This is a genomic window from Pseudomonas sp. SID14000 (assembly GCF_002165135.1).
In the GTDB taxonomy this organism is placed as follows: Bacteria; Pseudomonadota; Gammaproteobacteria; order Pseudomonadales; family Pseudomonadaceae; genus Aquipseudomonas.
Window position 1 is genome coordinate 403,290 of sequence record NZ_NFZQ01000001.1, and the last position, 21,411, is coordinate 424,700.

Consider the following 21,411-nt stretch of genomic DNA (forward strand, 5'->3'; position numbering starts at 1 on the left):
GATCGACAGGTATTCGGAGATTCTGATGCAAAAGCTTTCCCGCTCGCCAACGGTATCCGCTCGCCACGCCGAGATCATTCAGGCCAGGTTTCCAGAATGGCTGCGCGACCTCACTGCGGATGAGATCAGCACTCTGCAAACATTCAGCCCTTCTTTGTGGGACAGGTTCGACCAAGCCAACCGCTCTCATCCACACATCGTTAAGGACTTGCTGCACGATTACGCTAGTTATCGCAAAAGCACCGGCCAGCTGGCACTCACCGTCGGTACCCTTCCAACCGTTGAAGAGTATGCGGCACCGCTGCTGGCCGCTGCCATCAAGGCCCGGTTCCGTATCGATCTCGATGTTCGTACAACCTACCTGAATGACGCCCGCCAGTGGTTCTCGCATGCAAGCCATACCGAAGTTGCGAGCTATCCGAACGATATTCGAAAGCCAGTGCTACGTACCGACTACAGGACACTGTTGACCGCAGCGCTGCAAAATTTCAGCCCTTCCGAAACCGCCTTGGGTGCGCTGGATTTCGATCAACGCATCCGCGCGAAGATCGCAACTGGCCCGTCGCTGGATAAAGGCACGCTTTACGACATAGAGCCTGCACATTTTGCTGCGCTTTGCCGCGACCTCGATTTGGGGCAAGGCTATCAAACACTCATAGACTCGACGCTGACGGCCACGACGGAACAGCGGATGGCCGAGAGCTCTGCGCTGCTGGTCGACGCTCATATGGCCTACCTGAAAGGTGATATAGGCGAGGCACTGTACAAGCGGATAAAAGCGGCAGCTGCCGGACAGTCTCCTGTTGACGGCTCTGCAGACCTGATCGCTTACGAGCTTCGGCTTTGGGATACGCCGCTTACCTCCGTGCTGGCTTTCAGCGACGATCTGAACACCTCCGCGCGCGCCCTGCCCGTGGTCGTACATATCCCTGGCGACCCCGTGGCGCCGCTGAAAGAGTATCCGTCATCAAGCGCCTTTGCCCAGGCGCTGGTTAAACGGCTAGAGCAGATGAATTACCTCGATTTCTTCCAGCGCTTCTTCCCTGCACGGCACCGGGCCGAGTTGCGGAAAAAGGTCGTCGACTGCATCTACCCCTATACCTGGAGCCCGGAGGCCAATCTTTCGATACGTCAACGCAGCGCCAATCCCTCGTTGCATTTACGCGCTGGCAAGCTCGCCGGGCCACCACTGGACGAGATGTTGAAAAGGAAAGTGGCCTCGGTAAAAAACGATGCGCTGTTCCATGCCGTACCCACTCACCTGAAGGACCAACAAGCATTTGATGAGCGCATTCACCACTACCTGGCATTGGGCCTCGGCGCCCTCAATGCAGCGGCGTTCATCGTGCCCGTCCTTGGCCAGGCGATGGCTGTGATCAACGTCATGCAGCTGGCAGCCGAAACCTTCGATGGCATCCAGGCTTGGTCGCGCGGCGAACAGGAGCAGGCCTGGGGCTACCTGACAGATGTGATCGAAAACCTGGCATTGATCGGCGCACTGGGTGCGGCAGGCCAAAGTAGCGTACCAGCCAGGGAAATCATCCCTGTGGAAACCCCTTCCTTCATCACCGAACTGGAGCCGGTGACAATGCCCGATGGGCAAGAGCGTTTATGGAAACCAGACATGACGCCGTATGCCCACGACATCATTCTCCCTCCCGGCCTACAACCAGACCAATACGGCATATACCACTATCAGGACAAGGCCTGGGTCGCCATCGAGGACAAGTTCTTTGCGGTTACCCGCAACCTGAAAGAAGCCGACTACCGCGCCCGGCACGCCACGCTACCCGGGACCTATGAGCCAAAGCTCCGCCATAACGGGGTTGGCACATGGCAACATGAACTGGACCGCCCGCTGCAATGGCAAGGCCCCAAACTGGTACGACGCCTGGGCGCTGAATTCTGGCGGCTGGATCACCAGACAGCACAGCGAATCCTGCGCGTCAGTGGCACCCACGAAGCCGTACTACGCCGCGCCTTGAGCGAAAACGACAGGCCTCCGGCACTACTGGAAGACACAAGGCGACGCTTCGCAGCGGACGAGCAAGCCCGGTACGCCTATTCAGCACGCGAAGCGACTGCCAGGGCCGAGGCGTTCGACAACTTCTACCTGACGCTGTCCAGAACTGACGACCCAGCGGCACTGGCCATACAGCAGCACTATCCACAACTACCATTGGCCATCGCCGAGGAGCTTGGATTCCACGCTACTGCCGAGGAGCTGAGCCAGCTATCGCAGGGCCGGGTACCTCTTCGTCTCGCCCAGGAAATCAGGGTTTATCAGCAGGAAGTGCGCCTGGCTCGCGCCTACGAAGGGCTATATCTGCAGGCACCGACCTATAATCCAGACACAGACCGACTGATCTTCCACAGCCTCGATCGGATTGGCGGATGGTCAGATCAGCTGCGCCTGGAAATACGCGATCACTGGCACGGCGGCGCGTTGATCGACAGCATCGGGGAACCCGACGCACCAACCCGCAGGATCCTTCTGCGTGATGGCACACTGTACCAGGCCCAAGATCATCAAGGCCTTCACTTGAATGGCGCTGACAATCTCTACGCATCGGTGCTGCACGCATTGCCTGACGATATGCGTACGGCGTTGGGCTTACCCGGCACATGGCAAAGCCAGGACCTGCAAGCGGCCGTACAGCATAACCCACTGTCACGCCATGCCTTGCGCAAGGTACTGGGAATGCAACCCTCCTATCCCGCCAGCGTACCGCCCATGCGCCTGGCAGGGGGCCGTATCGGTTACGCCTTGAGCGGCAGGGGGGCGCTAGGCAATTTCATTGCAAGGGACACCCTGCTCGACTTGATACTGACTTTGCAACTAGGTTCAAGCCTGGACCTGGAGCCGGAGAACATACTCAGGGCACTGGAGGCAAACTACGACCGCCAGAGCATTCTGGACAGGCTGCGGCAGCTTCTGGACGAGCGCAGCCAGCTTGCACAAGCCTTGGATACATGGGGGGCAGGCTCGGCCCATTCATTGGACCCGCAAGCCGAAGCACCAGGTCGGGCGAGGTTGGTAGAAGCAATCTGGCAAGCATGGTTCGATACAGCCTTGGCCGATGTAATGGAGACCCCGACCACACTGTGGCTGCAAGAGATATCGCCGACACTGCTACCTACCCGCTTGCCTGCTTTCCTCACGCACCGGATCAGGCAACTTCGCATCCAGACAACGACCCCGACGGCCCATGACTTCGTCCGCGCTCATGAAACGATCGTCGCTTTCCTCGAGCAATTCAGCGACCTGAGATCGCTGGAGCTGACCACCGCGATCTACAACCCCAGTAATGTGAGCCTGCCCCTGCTGCCTACACTTTTCAGCCGTTTCCCCAACCTGCAGGAGTTGCGTCTGATCAACCAGAGCCTGGTGATCGGTACATGGGAAATACAAGGACTACGGGCTATGCCACACCTTGAAGTCCTGGACCTGTCCGGCAACCTTGTACCAGATCCCGCCAACCTTGCGCATTTACTGCAAATGCGTCTGCGCTACCTCGGCCTTGATCGCATAGCGCTACGTCAATGGCCCACCTGGATCGCGCCTGCCAACCTGGAAGGCGTGGGGATACTCTCATTGAGAGAAAACACCATCACCAGTATCCCGGATGACCTTTTCAACCAGCCCAGTTCCCATACTGCGCCGACGCGGATCAACCTGCATGGCAATGTTCTGACGGATCGAACCATTCGCAGGATCCTGCTTGACTGGAACCGCCCGGAATACCCTTTGCGGTTTGAATTGGATGTGCCGCAATGGCTGCAAACTCGAATAGAGCATCTGCAAACCGAACGCTCCGAACTGAATGCTGCCATCGAGCAATGGACTAACGATCAGGCTTCGTCGTCCACCCAAGCAGCGGACCGGCAACATATAGGCGAATGCATCCTGAATGCCTGGCGTCGCCACGCCGAAGGGGACAACTTTTCAGCACTGGAGCTCAGAAATGTCAGCCTCGAACATTTTCCTGAACGATTGCCAGCATTTTTCTGCAATCGCCTGCGCAGCCTGCAGCTTGACCGGATAACTTTCTGGCAGCCCCAGCTGGACAATTTCCTGATGCGCTTTCCTAACCTGGAGGCGCTGAGAATGCATGGTCATGTCTACCCGCTACAGTCAGTCCCGAATGCCTTGCTGCGGTTGGACCAGCTTCGAACAGTGGTACTGGTAGACCAAGGCCTGCTGGTGGATCAGCAGGCCATGACGCTACTTGGCCAAATCCGCCAACTGGACACACTTGAACTTAGCGGCAACACCATCGGCCAGATCACTGACCATTCAACTTTGCCGCGGCGCTTGAGCCTGCTGCACCTGGATAACACAGGTTTGGTCGCCTGGCCCGAATGGGTCGAACCTATGCTGCCACTCAGCGTTCTGGACCTGGACCACAACCAGATCAGCACGTTGCCTGCGCATATTCTCGAAAATCCGCGCAACGACGGCCTTCATACAGAAATTTCACTGATGGGCAACCCGTTGAGCCGGGAAACCATGATAAGTGCACATACCTCCGAGGGGTATCACCGACGCTATTCTTTCAATATCGACTTGCCGCCTGATATCGAGGCGATGTCCCCCATCTTCCACTCCGACTCCGATAGCAGCTCCCTGGCATCCAGTGGGCATGTGCACTCACCGGCACCCTTGGAGCAAGAGGTACCTACCGTTGATCACTGGCTATCGACACAGGATGGACAAGCGAGCACACGCAGAACCGTCTGGGCCAGACTGGAGCAGCACGACGCCAATAACAACCTGCTGCGCCTGGTACAGCGCCTGACACACACTGCACCTTATCGCAACACTGCCCTGCGTCCCGAGCTGGTTCAGCGCGTGTGGGCGGTGATAGAGGCTGCGGACCGTGATGATGGCCTGCGCGCCTTGTTCAACGGGATAGCACAAGAGGCGTTACCCCAAGCTGACGGCAACCAGACTTGTGCAGACGGCGCGCTGCTGGTGTTCGGCCAGATTGAACAGCAGATACTCCTGGAAAGCATCCTTGGCGGACCGCGTGAGCACTATGGCGAAAACCTGTTCCGGTGGATGCGCAGCCAGTATCGCCTGCAGGCGCTTGACGAATACGCCGGCGCTCACCTGGCCGGGCGGGACGAAGCAGAGGTACGGCTGGCGTACCGCTTGCGCCTGAGTACCGAGCTTGACCTGCCGCTGCCGCCACAAGGCATGCTCTATGAAGCATCGGCGCACGTGGGTCAGCGCGAGCGGGAAGCCGTTGTCGAGTATGTACGCCAACTTGAAGACGGTGACGGCTGGCTCAATTACGCCGCCGCGCAAGACCGCTGGGTCGAATACCTGAAAAGTACTGATGAAGCGTATTTCAGCCAACAGAAAGAGGCCTATGAGCTCAGCGTGCTCAACCTGCCTGACAGATACCCAGGCATGACCATAGAAGCACTACAGCCCATGTACGATCAACTCAGGCTCGACTACGACTCTCTGGTGCTCAGCCGCATTTATCAGCTGACCATTCAAAAGGGACGCGAGTACTTGCACGACTGATAGACGCAAAGCCCGGCAGCCGTTAAACGCTGTCGGGCCTTGGCTACGGCTCACCTTCTGGACATGACTACTTGTCAGCTGTTTCCGTCTTGTCCGAGCTATCGGCATAGCGTTCTTCCGCCCACTCCAGGCACGCCTGCAACAAGCGCTGCAGCACCTGTTGCGTCGGCTGCGCCAGGTCTTCGCGGTAGGCGAACGGCTCGGCTTCTTCCATGTAGGTGCTTTGCGCCAGCTCAAGCTGCACCGCATGGATATGGTTGGCCGGATCGCCATAATGCCGGGTGATATGCCCGCCTTTGAAACGACCGTTGAGCACATGGCTGTAGCCCTGGGCTTGGGCGCAGACGCCTTGCAAGCGCTCGGCCAGTGCCGGGTCGCAACTGGCACCATTGAAGGTGCCCAGGTTGAAGTCCGGCAGCTTGCCGTCGAACAGGTGCGGGATCAGCGAACGAATCGAATGAGCATCCCACAGCAGGGCGTAGCCGAACTGCTCGCGCAGCCGCACCAACTCGCGACGAATCGTGTCGTGGTAGGGGCGCCAGATCTGCTCCAGATACTGCTTGCGCTCCTCGCCTGTCGGCGCCAGCCCGTCCTTGAACAATGGCTCGCCATCGAACAGCGTGGCCGGGTACAGGCCAGTGGTGGCACCGGCGTACAGCGGCTTGTCGTCATCCGGGCGGTTCAGGTCGATGACGAAACGCGAATACTCCGCTGCCACCACACTGGCGCCCATCTCACGGGCAAAGTCATACAGCCGTGGAATATGCCAGTCGGTGTCCGGCAGACTGCGCGCCTGGTCGACCAGACCATCTTGTACAGCCGGCGACAATTTCAGGCCAGCATGGGGCATGCTGATCAGTAGCGGCAGGCGGCCCTGGTGAAAACTCAGTACCTTGTCCATCGTGCCTCACTCAGTTGGAAATCTCGTGGCCCTTGCGCACCACACGCTTGGGCAGGTCGCCGCCCAGCCAGTAGGCCAGGTCGGCGGGGCGTTCGATTTGCCAGGCAACGAAGTCGGCCACCTTGCCCACTTCCAGCGAGCCGTGGCTGTCGCCCAGGCCCAGCGCCGTCGCGGCATGCACGGTGACACCGGCCAAGGCTTCTTCCGGGGTCATGCGGAAGCAGGTGCAGCCCATGTTCAGCATCAGCCGCAGCGACAGCCCTGGCGAGGTGCCAGGGTTGAGGTCGCTGGCCAGAGCAATCTTCACGCCGTGGCGGCGCAACGCGTCCATCGGCGGCAGTTGGGTTTCACGCAGGAAATAGAACGCACCCGGCAGCAGCACGGCGACCGTGCCGGCTTTCGCCATGGCAATGGCGTCGTCCTCGGTCATGAACTCCAGGTGGTCGGCCGACAGCGCCTGGTAGCGCGCCGCCAGGCTGGAACCGTGCAGCGACGACAACTGTTCGGCGTGCAGCTTGACCGGCAGGCCCAGCTCGCGTGCCTTGATGAACAGCCGCTCGACCTGGGCCGGGGAGAACGCCAGGTGTTCGCAGAAGGCATCCACTGCGTCCACCAGGCCTTCGGCGGCAAGGGCCGGCAGCATTTCGTCGCAGATGTGCGCGATGTAGTCGTCAGCCCGGCCGGCGTACTCCGGCGGCAAGGCGTGGGCGGCAAGGCAGGTGGCGCGCACCGCCAGCGGCAACTCGTCGGCCAGGCGCCGGGCCACGCGCAGCATCTTGCGCTCGTTGGCCAGGTCCAGGCCGTAGCCGGACTTGATCTCGATGGTGGTCACGCCGTCGCGCATCAGCGCCTGGACCCGCTGGCGAGCACTGGCGAACAGCTCGTCCTCGCTGGCCGCACGGGTGGCCCGCACGGTGCTGGCGATGCCACCGCCCTGTGCGGCGATTTCGGCATAGCTCACGCCCTGCAGGCGCTGCTCGAACTCACCGCTGCGGTTGCCACCGAACACCGCGTGGGTGTGACAGTCGATCAACCCCGGGGTGACCCAGGCGCCGCCCAGGTCCACCGTACGCTCGGCCTCGACCGACGCCAGCTCGGCGCGTGGGCCGATCCACTCGATCAGCCCGGCGTTGGTGATGATGGCCGCGTCCTCGATGGCCGAGTAACGGCCCTCGGCCATGGTTGCCACATGGCAGTGCTGCCAGACGGTTCTCATACATTAACTCCTGTACTAGCGGTGCAGCTCGGCCGGTTCCGCTGCCGGATTGCCCTGCCCTGCGCGCGGTTTGCACCACAGCAGGTAGGACGCCACCAGGAACACCACCCAGACCACGCCGACGAGCAATGCCGCCTGGGTATCCGGGAAGTAACCGAGCACGCCAAAGATGAACACCATGAACGCAATGGCCATGGCTGGGCCGTATGGCCAGAACGGTACCGGGAACTGCAGCTGGGCCACCTGCTCACGGCTCATGCTGCGGCGCATGGCCACCTGGGTGAGCAGGATCATCAGCCACACCCACACAGTGGCGAAGGTGGCGATCGAGGCGATCAGCAGGAACACGTTCTCCGGGATCAGGTAGTTGAGCAGTACGCCGATCAGCAGCGCAGCCCCCATCACCACCACGGTCATCCAAGGCACGCCGTGCTTCGACAGCTTGCTGAAGCCGCGTGGAGCGTGGCCCTGCTGAGCGAGGCCGTACATCATGCGGCCGGCGCCGAAGATGTCGCTGTTGATGGCCGAGATCGCGGCGGAAATCACCACGATGTTCAGCACAGCGGCGGCGGAACCGATGCCCAGGTTGCTGAAGATCTGCACGAAGGGGCTGCCCTGGCTACCGATTTGCGGCCATGGGTACAGGCACATCAGCACGAACAGGGTGAGCACGTAGAACAGCAGGATGCGCAGCGGCACGGCGTTGATCGCCTTGGGGATAACCCGCTGCGGGTCCTTGGCCTCACCGGCGGTGACGCCAATGATCTCGATGCCGCCGAAGGCGAACATCACCACGGCAAAGGAGGCGATCAGGCCACCCACGCCATTGGGCATGAAGCCGCCGTGGTCGAACAGGTTGCTGACACCCACGGCATGCCCGGTACCTACCTGGCTGAAGCCGAAGGCCATGATGCCCAGGCCGGCCAGGATCATCGCCACGATGGCGCCGACCTTGAGCAGTGATAGCCAGAATTCCATTTCGCCAAAGACCTTGACGTTGCACAGGTTGAGGCCGCCGATCAGGAAGACGATGCCCAGCACCCAGACCCAACGGGCCACTTCCGGGAACCAGAAGCCCATGTAGATACCGAAGGCGGTGACGTCGGCGATGGCGACAATGACCATCTCGAAGGCGTAGGTCCAACCGAGGATGAAGCCGGCCATGGGGCCAAGATAGGTGCTGGCGTAGTGCCCGAAAGAGCCCGCAACCGGGTTATGCACGGCCATTTCGCCGAGCGCGCGCATGACCATGAACACGGCGGCGCCGCCGATCAGGTAGGCCAGCAGCACGGCCGGGCCGGCCATCTGGATAGCCGAGGCGGAACCGTAGAACAGGCCGGTGCCGATGGCGGAACCGAGGGCCATGAAACGGATGTGGCGGGCGGATAGGCCGCGCTTGAGACCTTGAGCTTGTTGCATGTCACGTCCTTAAATTGTTTTTGTGGTCGTGAGATCGAGGGGGCTGCCTTGCAGCCCTTTCGCAGCACAAGGCTGCTCCTGCAAGGGAGCGCGTCGCCTTTGCAGAAGCAGCCTTGTGCTGCGAATGGGCCGCACAGCGGCCCCGAGGGCATTACAGGCTTGGCAGCACACCGGCCGGCAGCAGACCGGTCAGGCTACCTTTGGCCAACAGTTCCACGGCCTTTTCGATGTCAGGCGCGAAGAAACGGTCACGGTCGTAGTGCGGCACTTCGCTGCGCAGCGCCTGGCGCGCCTGCTCCAGCTTGGCCGAAGTCTTGAGGCCCTTGCGCAGGTCCAGGCCCTGGCAGGCGCCCAGCCATTCGATGGCCAGAACGCCACGGGTGTTTTCGGCCATTTCCCACAGGCGCTTGCCGGCAGCCGGGGCCATCGACACGTGGTCTTCCTGGTTGGCCGAGGTAGGCAGGCTGTCGACGCTGTGCGGGTGCGACAGGGCCTTGTTCTCGCTGGCCAGGGCAGCAGCAGTGACCTGGGCGATCATGAAGCCGGAGTTGACCCCGCCGTTTTCCACCAGGAACGGCGGCAGTTGGGACATGTGCTTGTCCATCATCAGCGAGATACGGCGCTCGCTGAGTGAACCGATTTCGGCAATGGCCAGGGCGATGTTGTCGGCGGCCATGGCCACCGGCTCGGCGTGGAAGTTGCCGCCGGAAATCACGTCACCTTCGGCAGCGAACACCAGCGGGTTGTCCGACACGGCGTTGGCTTCGATGCCCAACACCTCGGCGGCCTGGCGCAGCTGGGTCAGGCAGGCGCCCATGACCTGAGGCTGGCAGCGCAGCGAGTACGGGTCCTGGACCTTGTCGCAGTTCTTGTGCGACAGCGACACTTCGCTGGAGTCGCCCAGCAGGTCACGGAAGCAGGCAGCAGTGTCGATCTGGCCGCGCTGGCCACGCACTTCGTGGATGCGCGCATCGAACGGCGAGCGCGAGCCCAGTGCGGCTTCGACGCTCAGGCCGCCACAGGCAATGGCGGCGGCGTACAAGTCTTCGCCCTGGAACAGGCCACGCAAGGCATAGGCGGTGGACGCCTGGGTGCCGTTGAGCAGGGCCAGGCCCTCCTTGGCGGCCAGGGTCAGCGGCTCGAGGCCGGCTACAGCCAGGGCTTCGGTGGCCGGCAGCCACTGGCCCTTGTAGCGGGCCTTGCCTTCACCCAGCAGCACCAGCGACATGTGCGCCAGCGGGGCGAGGTCACCGGAAGCGCCCACCGAGCCCTTGAGTGGAATGTGCGGGTAGACTTCGGCGTTGACCAGGGCAATCAGCGCGTCGATGACTTTGCGTCGGATACCGGAGAAGCCACGGCTGAGGCTGTTGATCTTCAGCACCATGATCAGCCGCACCAGGTCGTCATCCAGCGGCGCGCCGACACCGGCGGCGTGGGACAGCACCAGCGAGCGCTGCAGGTTTTCCAGATCGTGGCTGGCGATGCGGGTCGAGGCCAGCAGGCCGAAACCGGTGTTGATGCCGTAGGCAGTACGGTCTTCGGCAATGATCTGCTCGACGCAGGCAACGCTGGCGTCGATGGCCGGCGCGGCGCTGGCGTCCAGTTGCAGACGCACGGGCGCGGCATGAATGGCGCGCAGCTGGGCCAAGGTCAGGGTGCCGGGCTTGAGGGTCAATTCGGTCACTTCACTACTCCAATCGCGTGGAGCCGCAGGCCCGTTCGTGAGTGCCTGCGTGCTCCTTCTTGTTGTTCAGTATCACCCCTTGTGGGGTGCGATCCAAAGCGTGGCGATCAGCCAGTGATCATCGGCAGGTCCAGGCCCTGCTCCTTGGCGCAGTCGATGGCGATGTCGTAACCGGCATCGGCATGACGCATTACACCGGTCCCTGGGTCGTTGGTCAGCACGCGGGCGATACGCTCGGCGGCTTCATCGGTACCATCGCAGACGATGACCATGCCCGAGTGCTGGGAGAAGCCCATGCCCACGCCACCGCCGTGGTGCAACGATACCCAGGTGGCGCCGCTGGCGGTGTTCAGCAGTGCGTTGAGCAGCGGCCAGTCGGAAACAGCGTCCGAGCCGTCACGCATGGCTTCGGTTTCACGGTTGGGGCTGGACACCGAACCGGAGTCCAGGTGGTCGCGGCCGATCACGATCGGGGCCGACAACTCGCCGCTGCGTACCATTTCGTTGAACGCCAGGCCCAGCTTGGCGCGCAGGCCCAGGCCAACCCAGCAGATACGTGCCGGCAGGCCCTGGAAGCTGATGCGCTCGCGGGCCATGTCCAGCCAGCGGTGCAGGTGGGCGTCGTCCGGGATCAGTTCCTTGACCTTGGCGTCGGTCTTGTAGATGTCCTCGGCATTGCCGGACAGCGCCGCCCAGCGGAACGGGCCGACACCACGGCAGAACAGCGGGCGGATGTAGGCTGGCACAAAGCCCGGGAAGTCGAAGGCGTTGGCCACGCCCTCTTCCTTGGCCATCTGGCGGATGTTGTTGCCATAGTCGAAGGTCGGGATGCCCTGCTTCTGGAAGTCGAGCATGGCTTTCACGTGTACGGCCATCGACTGCTTGGCGGCCTTGACCACTGCGGCCGGCTCGGTCTGCGCGCGGTCGCGGTACTGTTCCCAGGTCCAACCGGCCGGCAGGTAGCCGTTCAACGGGTCGTGGGCGCTGGTCTGGTCGGTGACCATGTCCGGGCGCACGCCACGCTTGACCAGCTCTGGCAGGATTTCGGCAGCGTTGCCGTGCAGGGCGATGGAGATGGCCTTGCCTTCGGAAGTGTACTTGGCGATGCGTGCCAGGGCATCGTCGAGGTCAGTGGCCTGCTCGTCGACGTAGCGGGTTTCCAGGCGGAAGTCGATGCGGCTCTGCTGGCATTCGATGTTCAGCGAGCAGGCACCGGCCAGGGTGGCGGCCAGTGGCTGGGCACCGCCCATGCCGCCCAGGCCGGCGGTCAGTACCCACTTGCCTTTCAGGCTGCCGCCGTAATGCTGGCGACCGGCTTCGACGAAGGTTTCGTAGGTGCCCTGGACGATGCCCTGGCTGCCGATATAGATCCAGCTGCCGGCGGTCATCTGGCCGTACATGGCCAGGCCCTTGGCATCCAGTTCGTTGAAGTGTTCCCAGTTGGCCCAGTGCGGCACCAGGTTGGAGTTGGCGATCAGCACGCGCGGGGCGTTGCTGTGGGTCTTGAACACGCCGACCGGCTTGCCCGACTGCACCAGCAGGGTTTCGTCGTCTTCCAGGCGGGTCAGGGTCTCGACGATCTTGTCGTAGCAGGCCCAGTTACGGGCAGCGCGGCCGATACCGCCGTACACCACCAGTTCTTTCGGGTTTTCCGCGACCTGTGGATCGAGGTTGTTCATCAGCATGCGCAGCGGCGCTTCGGTCAGCCAGCTTTTGGCAGTCAGCTTGTTGCCACGTGGGGCACGGATTTCAACGTCACGGTATTTGTTGTTGTCGGTCACGGGAAAGGTCCTCTGCGGTCGTCCGCGGGCGGGTATGTCGTGGTAGATATACAAACACACCTTTACTTGTATGTACAAGCATGGACAACCAAAATAATTGGACCTTTCCGCTGAATGGTTTGGTGCATGCGTTGATTCTTTCTGCGCCAGTGAGATCGAGCGCCGCCCGCGCGGCGCTTCGCGGGACAAGCCCGCTCCCACATTTGTTGCAACGTGCCGAACCTGTCAGGCCATGGTTGCCTGCCTTGGTGCATGTCTTGAGACTGGTGAGGCGGCCGCAGCGCCAGCCGAGAAATTGAGTCAGACCAACAAGGCTGACAACCATGGCCTGACAGACATGGCCACGCTGCAACAAATGTGGGAGCGGGCTTGCCCCGCGAAGCGCCGCGCGGGCGGCGCTCGATCTTACAGGCGACAAAAAACTACAGGCGAACTTACAGGAGACAAAAACCTACAGGCGAACCCCTCAGCGCCCCACCAACTCGATCAGGCAGAACCGCCCTTGAACCTCGAGCCCCAGCAACTGGTCATTGCCCTCCAGCCGCAAGCAGTCATACAACCCCAACCGCTGTGTCTCGCGCCCGGCAATGCCAACCTCGACCTGGCTGCTGGCAGCGAACAGCAACACCGTCGACGCCGAACTGTACAAGCGGCTGGTGCCATCGAACCACTGCAACCGCGCCCGGTAGCGCTGCGGTGCATAGATCAGGTTGAAATCGCGGATCGCCCCGCCCAGCAGCTTGCAGCTGACCTGGCTCTCGCCGCCGAAGGCAAAGGCATCGAACGGCAACAACGGCCGGCTGGCCTGGCCGTCGACCAGCAGGCGCATACCGTCGCCCTGCAGCACGGTGATGACCCGCTGGTAGCCGGCGAAGGTGGAAAAACCGCCGGACTCCTCAATGTCGGCAATCGACAGGCGCCAGCCAAAGCTGTCCAGGCCTTCGCCACTGTCGCGGGCAATTTCTTCGGTGAAACCGCCACCGTTCTTCCACGGCATGCGCGGGTAATCCTGCGCACGCAACAACTGCAACTGGCTCATTTACTGAAACGTCCTTCCAGGCGATGACGGGAACCGGGGTGGATCAGCCGCGCGGCGGTCACCGGCTGGCGGCCAGACCAGGTGCGACGGCGGATCAGCAGGCAGGGCTCGCCCCGCTCGATCTGTAACAGGCGGCATTCCTCCGGCTCGGCCAGGATCGCCTCGACCACGTGTTCACCCTCGGTCAGCGGCGCCACCTGCGACAGGTAGGCGTAAGGCGTCTGCCTGGTGAAGTCCTGCTTGAGGTACTCGGGGGCGATCGCCGCATTGACGTAGCGGTCCTCGATCTGCACTGGCACACCGTTCTCGAAATGCACGATCAGCGAGTGGAACACCCGCTGGCCTTCGCGCATGTCCAGGGCCAGGGCCCGCTCGGAACCGGCCGCTTCCTCGGTGAGGGTGATCACCTGGCAGCTATGCTGGTGGCCACGCGCGGCAATTTCGTCGGCGATGTTGTTGACCTCGAACAGAGCCGAACGCCCCTTGGGCTCGGCCACGAAGGTACCGACCCCTTGCATGCGAACCAGCAGGCCTTCGGCGGTAAGTTCGCGCAAGGCGCGGTTGATGGTCATGCGGCTGAAGCCCAGCTGGCTGACCAATTCGCTCTCCGAGGGTACCCGGTGATGCGGTGGCCAGCTGCCGTTGTCGATCTGCTGGATGATCATCTGTTTGACCCGGGCGTACAGCGGCGCCGGGCCCTCGCCCATCTGGGCAACCAGCGCGGAGACAGGAGGTGTCGGCACGGCGTTGGATCCTTGTGCAAATGGAATGAGCGGTAGCTTGCCGCAGTTTACCCGGCAGGCAAACGCCTGTATATGTATATACAAGTTAACAATAACAGGATTTTCACCGATGTCCGCCTACTTCGCCGAACGCGCCCTGCTGCCCACGGGCTGGGCCAGCCATGTCCGTATCGAGGTCACCCGCGATGGCCACGTGGCCCGCATCGAGCCGGGCGCCTCGGCCGAGGGCGCCGAGCGGCTGGCCGGCCCGCTGCTGCCCGGCATGCCCAACCTGCACTCGCATGCCTTCCAGCGCGCCATGGCAGGGCTGGCGGAAGTCGCCGGCAACCCCAACGACAGTTTCTGGACCTGGCGCGACCTGATGTACCGCCTGGTCGGCCAGATCAGCCCGGAGCAGCTGCAGGTCATCGCTCGCCAGCTGTATATAGAGATGCTCAAGGCCGGCTACACCTCGGTCGCCGAATTCCACTACGTGCACCATGATCAGGCCGGCAAGGCCTACGCCGACCCGGCCGAGCTGTCCCGCCGCATCAGCGCGGCTGCAGCCGACAGCGGCATTGGCCTGACCTTGCTGCCGGTACTGTACAGCCACGCAGGCTTCGGCGGCCAAGCCCCGAATGACGGGCAACGACGCTTTATCAACTCCACCGAACAATACCTGCAACTGCAAGCGCAGTTGGCCCCACTGCTGGCCGCACAACCCGCACAGCAACTGGGATTGTGCTTCCATTCGCTGCGGGCGGTGACGCCCGGGCAGATCGCAGAGGTGCTGGCAGCCAGCGACAAGCAATGCCCGGTGCATATCCATATCGCCGAGCAGCAGAAGGAAGTCGACGACTGCCTGGCCTGGAGCGGCCTGCGCCCGCTGCAGTGGCTTTACGAGCACGTGGACGTGGACCCACGTTGGTGCCTGGTGCATGCCACCCATGCCGAGCCGGATGAAGTTACTGCCATGGCTCGCAGCGGCGCGGTAGCCGGGCTGTGCCTGACCACCGAGGCCAACCTGGGCGACGGGATTTTCCCGGCAGTGGACTACCTGGCGCAGGGTGGGCGCATGGGCATTGGTTCGGACAGCCATGTGTCGCTGAGCGTGGTGGAGGAACTGCGCTGGCTGGAATACGGCCAGCGGCTGCGCGACCAGCGGCGTAACCGCCTGTATCGCGGCGACCAGCCGATGGTCGGGCGCACGCTGTATGACGCTGCGCTGGCGGGCGGCGCGCAGGCGCTGGGGCAGGCGGTCGGGGAACTGGCCGTGGGCAAGCGCGCCGACTGGCTGGTGCTCGATGGGCAGGACCCTTACATCGCCATGGCCGATGGGGATGCGATTCTCAACCGCTGGCTGTTTGCCGGGGGCGATCGCCAGGTAAGGGATGTGATGGTGAATGGACAGTGGGTGGTGCGCCAGGGGCGTCATGCGCAGGAAGAGCAAAGCCGGTTGGCGTTTGCCGAGGTACTGCGGCAGCTTTTGGGCTGATCGACCGGCAGTTCTCTCGCATTCGCGGGTGAACCCGCTCCCACAGGTGAGGCGCTGAACTCAGATGCGGTGCAGTACCTGTGGGAGCGGGTTTACCCGCGAACACCGGCGAAGCCGGTGCCATACATCGCGGTTGCGGGTAGGCCCACACCCACAACCACTCTGAACCTCAGTGCCTCTTGACGATCTGCTGGTCCGACGCGCGCCAGATCAGCCGACTGGTGTCATACCCCTGCTGCCGGGCCCTGGACATCAGGTTCTCGCGCTCCCAGGCCGGTAGCGTCGGCGTACGCGACAGGATCCACAAGTGCTTGCGGTCCGGGCTGCCGACCACCGCCGTGCGGTAGCGCTCATCCACATACAGAATCCAGTACTCGCCCCTCGCCACCCCTGGCACCAGCTTGGTGAACCAATTGTCGAACTCGACCCACAACTTGTCGGTGTGCCCCGGCTCCTGGATGTTCGCATGCCCTTCGGCGCGCAGCCATTCGTCACCCATGGTGCGGCAGCGATTGAGCACGCCGAGGCTACCATCCACCTTGAGGTTGTAGTGCGCTTCGGACTGTTCGCAGCCAGTCTGGTAGCGCATCGGCAGGCGCGCCAGCTCGTACCACTTGCCCTGGTATCGCTTGAGGTCGATGTTGCCGGCGGTTTTCGGTGCCAGGGGGTCGTGGACGGAGCCTGCACAACCGCCCAGCAGCAACGCCAGGCATACCCCCATCAGCAGGTACAGGCGCCTCATTTGAGACCCTGCCCTGAATACATCAGTACCTTGTCAGCCGCGTACTGCACACTGATGAAGCTCTTCTCGTCCCCCCAGGTGCAGCTGCTCATGCCCAGCGCGCCAGAACACTCGGTCGGCGTGCCGAGCAACTGCTCGATCTCGGCCTTGTTCATACCGGCCTTGATCTTGGAATAGTTTTCCTGATTGATCTTGCTGCAGGCAGTCAGGACGACGCACAGCGACAACAGGGCGAGGGAACGCAACGACATGAAGGACACTCCTGAGATGGGATACAGGCGAGTGGCCTGCAGTGACCTTCGACGGAAAAAAACCTCCCAGGTTCCCTGCCCCACCCCCTTCGCCCCTACACCATTGGTCGGATGGCCACTACTGTGCGACTAATCACAAAGAATTATCCTGCTCAAACAAAAAAGGCCGCCCCTACACACTGTAGGAGCAGCCTTGTGCTGCGAAAGGGCCGGCAAGGCCAGCAGGGATGCAAGGGCAGCAAGGGCCTCTTCGCAGCACAAGGCTGCTCCTACAAAGATCCCGCCAGCCCTGGAATCAGAACCTGGACCCAGGCTCCAGCAAAAAGTCCATCTCTTCGCTGGTACTCGGCCGCTCCAGCACCAGGTTGCGGTGCGGGAAGCGCCCGAACCGCGCAATCACCCGCTGGTGCTGCTCGGCATAGTCGAGGAAGCCTTCGAACAGCCGGCGGTTGGCTTCAGGCTGCTCGTCCAGCAGCAACTGGTAGCGCTCGACGCACAGGTTCTGCCAGTCAAGCACTTCGGCATGCTCCAGCACCAGCAGCACGAACACCCGCTGGATCGGCAGCAACTGGTAATCCCAGTTCTTCTGCAAACCCTGCATCGCCACCACCTGGGCACGCCGGTCGCCCTCGAAGGCGCGCGGCGTGTCGCGGTAGATCATGCGTGGCAGCTGGTCCAGCAGGATCAGCAGGCCCAGCCAGCCCTGCGGGCTTTGCTGCCACTCGTCGAGCCCACCCGCCAGGGCGTGCTCGACCAGCTCGCCAAACAGCGCATGGGCCTCGGCATCGTGATGCTTGCCGAACCACAGCGTGCTCTTCTCGTCAGCCACGGCCTGGGGACTGGTGCCCCAACCGAACCACCACTCCAGCAACGGCTGCCAAGGTGCGAGCATGACTTACTCCTTGTGGTAGGCGGTGACGCGCTCGACCTCTTCCTTCGAGCCGAGGATTACCGACACACGCTGGTGCAGGCTTTCCGGCTTGATGTCGAGGATGCGATCGTAACCGTTGGTGGAGGCGCCGCCGGCCTGTTCGATGATGAACGACATCGGGTTGGCTTCGTACATCAGGCGCAGCTTGCCCGGCTTGCTCGGCTCGCGGGCGTCACGTGGGTACATGAACAGGCCGCCACGGGTCAGGATGCGGTGCACGTCGGCCACCATCGAGGCGATCCAGCGCATGTTGTAGTTCTTCTTCAGCGGGCCGGTCTCGCCTGCCAGCAGCTCGCCCACGTAACGCTGAACCGGGGCTTCCCAGTGGCGCTGGTTGGACATGTTGATGGCGAACTCGGCGGTGCTTTCCGGCACGCGGATGTTTTCGTGGGTGAGGACGAAGCTGCCCAGTTCGCGGTCCAGGGTGAAGCCCTTGACGCCGTTGCCCAGGGTCAGGATCAGCATGGTCTGCGGGCCATAGATGGCGTAACCGGCGGCGACCTGCTGGGTGCCTGGCTGCAGGAAAGCATTTTCGTTCAGGGTTTCGTTTTGGCTCAGGTACTCGTTAGGGCAACGCAGTACCGAGAAGATGGTGCCGACCGAAACGTTGACGTCGATGTTGGACGAGCCGTCCAGCGGGTCGAAGACCAGCAGGTAGGCGCCTTTCGGGTACTTGCCCGGAATCTGGTAGGCGTTGTCCATTTCTTCGGAGGCCATGCCAGCCAGGTGGCCGCCCCATTCGTTGGCTTCCAGCAGGATATCGTTGGAAATCACGTCCAGTTTCTTCTGGACTTCGCCCTGCACGTTTTCAGTGCCCATGCTGCCCAGCACACCGCCGAGGGCGCCTTTGGACACGTGATGGCTGATTTCCTTGCACGCACGCGCCACCACTTCGATCAGGAAGCGCAGATCGGCAGGGGTATTGTTGCTGCGGGTCTGCTCAATCAGATAGCGACTCAGGGTAACGCGGGACATGTATGGCTCCGAAAGGATTGGGGGATAAAAAACCCACGCAGTTTACAGGGAGAGTTGCAGGCTAGCGAGTGATGAGTCTCGCCACGGCTCTCAGACGGCACAATAGGTCGGTAGTTCAGCGCGCGCCAGGCCGGTGGTCGGAGTGAGGCCCATTCGCGGGTGAACCCGCTCCCACAGGACTTTCACAAAATTCAGGGCCTGTGCAGTCCCTGTGGGAGCGGGTTTACCCGCGAAGAGGCCGGCACAGGCTTACCTCAATCCAAAGCCTTCCAGATCTCGCTGGCATACTCCCGAATGGTCCGGTCCGACGAGAACCAGCCCATCCGCGCAGTGTTCAGCACCGCCATGCGCCACCACTCCTGCGGCTTGTGCCACAACTCCTCGACCCGCCGCTGGGCGTCCCAGTAGGCATCGAAGTCGGCACATACCAGAAAGCGGTCATGGGCCACCAACCCATCGATCAACGCGCTGTAGCGCGACGGATCATCCGGCGAGAACACCCCGCTGCGGATGGCCTGCAGCACGTCGTTCAGGCGGCTGGACGCGGCAATCGCCGCACTGGCGCCGAAGTCCCCGGCACGCCGCCGGGCTTCCACCTGCTGCGCGGTAAGGCCGAAGATGAACATGTTGTCGGCACCTACCTGCTCGCTCATCTCCACGTTGGCGCCATCCAGGGTGCCGATGGTAAGCGCGCCGTTCAGGCCGAACTTCATGTTGCTGGTACCGGAGGCTTCGTAACCGGCGGTGGAAATCTGCTCGGAAAGGTCCGCCGCCGGAATGATGCTTTCGGCCAGGCTGACGTTGTAGTTGGGCAGGAACACCACCTTCAACAGGCCGCGCACGGTCGGGTCGTTGTTCACCACCCGGGCGATGTCGTTGGCCAGCTTGATGATCAGCTTGGCCTGGTGGTAACTGGCCGCGGCCTTGCCGGCGAAAATCTTCACTCGCGGCACCCAGTCGGTCCCGGGATCGTTGCGCATGGCCTGGTACAGCGCCACGGTATGCAGCAGGTTGAGCAACTGGCGCTTGTACTCATGGATGCGCTTGACCTGCACATCGAACAACGCCTCGGGGTTCACGGTGACGCCCAGGCGGTCCTGGATGATGCTGGCCAGGGCACGCTTGCTGTGCAGGCGCTGCGCAGCGAACTGCTTGCGGAAGCCGCCCTTGTCGGCAAACGGCACCAGGCCGGCCAGGCGCCCTTCCGGGTCGTCCAGCAGTTCCGGACCCAGCGCCTCGACCAGCATCGCGGTCAACTGCGGGTTGGACTGGTACAGCCAGCGGCGGAATGTAATGCCGTTGGTCTTGTTGTTGATCCGTTGCGGGTAGAGCTTGTGCAGTTCGGCGAACACCGTGCTTTTCATCAGTTTGCTGTGCAGCGCCGACACACCGTTGACGCTGTGCGAGCCGAGGAACGCCAGGTTGCCCATACGCACCCGGCGACCGTTGTCTTCCTCGATCAGCGACACGGCCCGCAGCACGTCGAAGTCGTGCAGGCCTTTCGCCCGCAGCGCGTCGATGTGATAAGCGTTGATCAGATAGATGATCTGCATGTGCCGCGGCAGCATGCGTTCCATCAGCGCCACCGGCCAGGTTTCCAGGGCTTCGGGCAACAAGGTATGGTTGGTGTAGGCTAGGGTGCCGACGGTCAGCTCCCAGGCGGTATCCCAAGGGATTTCATGCTGGTCGACCAGCAGGCGCATCAGCTCGGCCACGGCGATCGACGGGTGGGTGTCGTTGAGCTGGATGGCTGCCGCGTCCGGCAGGTTGAGCAGGTTGTCGTGCATGTTCAGGTGGCGGCGCAGCAGGTCCTGCAGTGAGGCCGAGACGAAGAAGTATTCCTGACGCAAGCGCAGTTCCTGGCCAGCCTCGGTGCTGTCGGCCGGGTACAGCACCCGCGAAATGCTTTCGGCCCGTGCCACCTCGGCCACTGCGCCCAGGTGGTCGCCGGCGTTGAAGCGTTCCAGGTGCAGCTCTTCCAGCGCCCGCGCACGCCATAGACGCAGGGTATTGACGCTGGCCCCGCGCCAACCGACCACCGGGGTGTCATAGGCCACCGCCCGCACGGTCTCGCCCGGCCACCACACCTGGCGCTGCTGGCCGTGGGTGTCGTGCACCGTTTCGACGCTGCCACCAAAGCTGATCGGGTAGATCACCTCGGCGCGCTCGAACTCCCAGGGGTTGCCGAAGTCCAGCCAGTTCTCGGTCTGCTCCTGCTGCCAGCCATCGACCATGGCCTGGCGGAACAGCCCGTGCTCATAGCGGATGCCATAGCCGTGGGCGGCGATGCCCAAGGTCGACATGCTTTCCATGAAGCACGCCGCCAGGCGCCCCAGCCCACCGTTGCCCAGCGCGGCATCGGGCTCGAGCAGGCGGATGCGCTCCAGGTCCACGTTCAGCCCTTCCAGCGCGTCACGGGCAATACCCAGCAGGCCCAGGTTGCTCAGGCTGTCGTACAGCAAGCGCCCGATGAGAAATTCAAGGGAAAGGTAATAGACCCGCTTCTGGCTACGGCGATAAGCCTGACGGGTGTGGTCCATCCAGTGATCGACCATGTGATCGCGCGCAGCCAGGGCAATGGCTTCGAACCAGTCATGGTCGAAGGCATGCTCCGGGTCCTTGCCGACCGCGTAGGTCAGCTTGTCCAGTACAGCGGCGCGGAATTCGGCCACCTCGGCGTCACGAGCTTTGGGTTCCTGGGACATGCGGCATCCTCTGG

Annotated in this window: 14 protein-coding genes; 2 read left to right on the forward strand and 12 right to left on the reverse strand. The window is 62.5% G+C overall.

Features of this window, described 5'->3' with window-relative positions:
• The first annotated feature begins 25 nt into the window (after positions 1-25).
• Positions 26-5,536, forward strand: coding sequence for a DUF6543 domain-containing protein (locus CAY82_RS01845; protein WP_087499694.1), 5,511 nt, complete (start codon positions 26-28; stop codon positions 5,534-5,536).
• Between the two features lie 67 nt (positions 5,537-5,603).
• Here the strand turns inward: CAY82_RS01845 and hutG are convergent, their stop codons facing one another.
• The 7 genes from hutG to hutC all read right to left on the reverse strand — a co-directional run bounded on the left by hutG (position 5,604) and on the right by hutC (position 14,283).
• Complete coding sequence (gene hutG / locus CAY82_RS01850) at positions 5,604-6,437, reverse strand: N-formylglutamate deformylase (RefSeq protein WP_087499695.1); 834 nt, start codon at positions 6,435-6,437, stop codon at positions 5,604-5,606.
• Between the two features lie 10 nt (positions 6,438-6,447).
• Positions 6,448-7,653: an imidazolonepropionase gene (gene hutI, locus CAY82_RS01855; protein WP_087499696.1), complete on the reverse strand. Its 1,206-nt coding sequence runs from the start codon at positions 7,651-7,653 to the stop codon at positions 6,448-6,450.
• A gap of 15 nt (positions 7,654-7,668) precedes the next feature.
• Positions 7,669-9,072, reverse strand: a complete 1,404-nt coding sequence (locus tag CAY82_RS01860; RefSeq protein WP_087499697.1) for an amino acid permease — start codon at positions 9,070-9,072, stop codon at positions 7,669-7,671.
• 151 nt (positions 9,073-9,223) lie between these two features.
• The gene (gene hutH, locus CAY82_RS01865; RefSeq protein WP_063912025.1) at positions 9,224-10,756 is read right to left on the reverse strand and encodes a histidine ammonia-lyase; all 1,533 of its coding nucleotides are present in this window, start codon (positions 10,754-10,756) and stop codon (positions 9,224-9,226) included.
• Positions 10,757-10,863: 107 nt separating this feature from the next.
• Positions 10,864-12,537: a urocanate hydratase gene (hutU, locus tag CAY82_RS01870; RefSeq protein WP_087499698.1), complete on the reverse strand. Its 1,674-nt coding sequence runs from the start codon at positions 12,535-12,537 to the stop codon at positions 10,864-10,866.
• Positions 12,538-13,003: 466 nt separating this feature from the next.
• Positions 13,004-13,576 carry a HutD family protein gene (locus tag CAY82_RS01875; RefSeq protein ID WP_087499699.1) on the reverse strand — a complete coding sequence of 191 codons (573 nt, stop codon included), beginning with the start codon at positions 13,574-13,576 and terminating at the stop codon, positions 13,004-13,006.
• Positions 13,573-14,283, reverse strand: a complete 711-nt coding sequence (gene hutC, locus CAY82_RS01880; protein ID WP_170931012.1) for a histidine utilization repressor — start codon at positions 14,281-14,283, stop codon at positions 13,573-13,575. The genes CAY82_RS01875 and hutC overlap by 4 nt, the downstream gene beginning before the upstream one ends.
• A 145-nt stretch (positions 14,284-14,428) precedes the next feature.
• On the opposite strand from hutC, the gene CAY82_RS01885 reads away from it, so the two are divergent.
• Positions 14,429-15,793 (forward strand): formimidoylglutamate deiminase, encoded by a 1,365-nt coding sequence (locus CAY82_RS01885; RefSeq protein ID WP_087499701.1) that lies wholly within the window; start codon positions 14,429-14,431, stop codon positions 15,791-15,793.
• A gap of 169 nt (positions 15,794-15,962) precedes the next feature.
• Here the strand turns inward: CAY82_RS01885 and CAY82_RS01890 are convergent, their stop codons facing one another.
• From CAY82_RS01890 to CAY82_RS01910, 5 genes are all read right to left on the reverse strand, one after another.
• On the reverse strand, positions 15,963-16,535 hold the full coding sequence (locus CAY82_RS01890; RefSeq protein WP_087499702.1) for a lipocalin family protein: 573 nt from the start codon (positions 16,533-16,535) through the stop codon (positions 15,963-15,965).
• The gene (gene bamE, locus CAY82_RS01895) at positions 16,532-16,786 is read right to left on the reverse strand and encodes an outer membrane protein assembly factor BamE (protein ID WP_087499703.1); all 255 of its coding nucleotides are present in this window, start codon (positions 16,784-16,786) and stop codon (positions 16,532-16,534) included. Before bamE ends, CAY82_RS01890 begins: the two co-directional genes overlap by 4 nt.
• Before the next feature lie 295 nt (positions 16,787-17,081).
• The gene (locus CAY82_RS01900; RefSeq protein WP_063912031.1) at positions 17,082-17,678 is read right to left on the reverse strand and encodes a DUF924 family protein; all 597 of its coding nucleotides are present in this window, start codon (positions 17,676-17,678) and stop codon (positions 17,082-17,084) included.
• 3 nt (positions 17,679-17,681) lie between these two features.
• A complete protein-coding gene (locus CAY82_RS01905) occupies positions 17,682-18,692 on the reverse strand; it encodes a class 1 fructose-bisphosphatase (protein WP_016712457.1) in 1,011 nt (336 codons plus the stop codon).
• A gap of 254 nt (positions 18,693-18,946) precedes the next feature.
• On the reverse strand, positions 18,947-21,397 hold the full coding sequence (locus CAY82_RS01910) for a glycogen/starch/alpha-glucan phosphorylase (protein ID WP_087499704.1): 2,451 nt from the start codon (positions 21,395-21,397) through the stop codon (positions 18,947-18,949).
• Between the last annotated feature and the right edge of the window lie 14 nt (positions 21,398-21,411).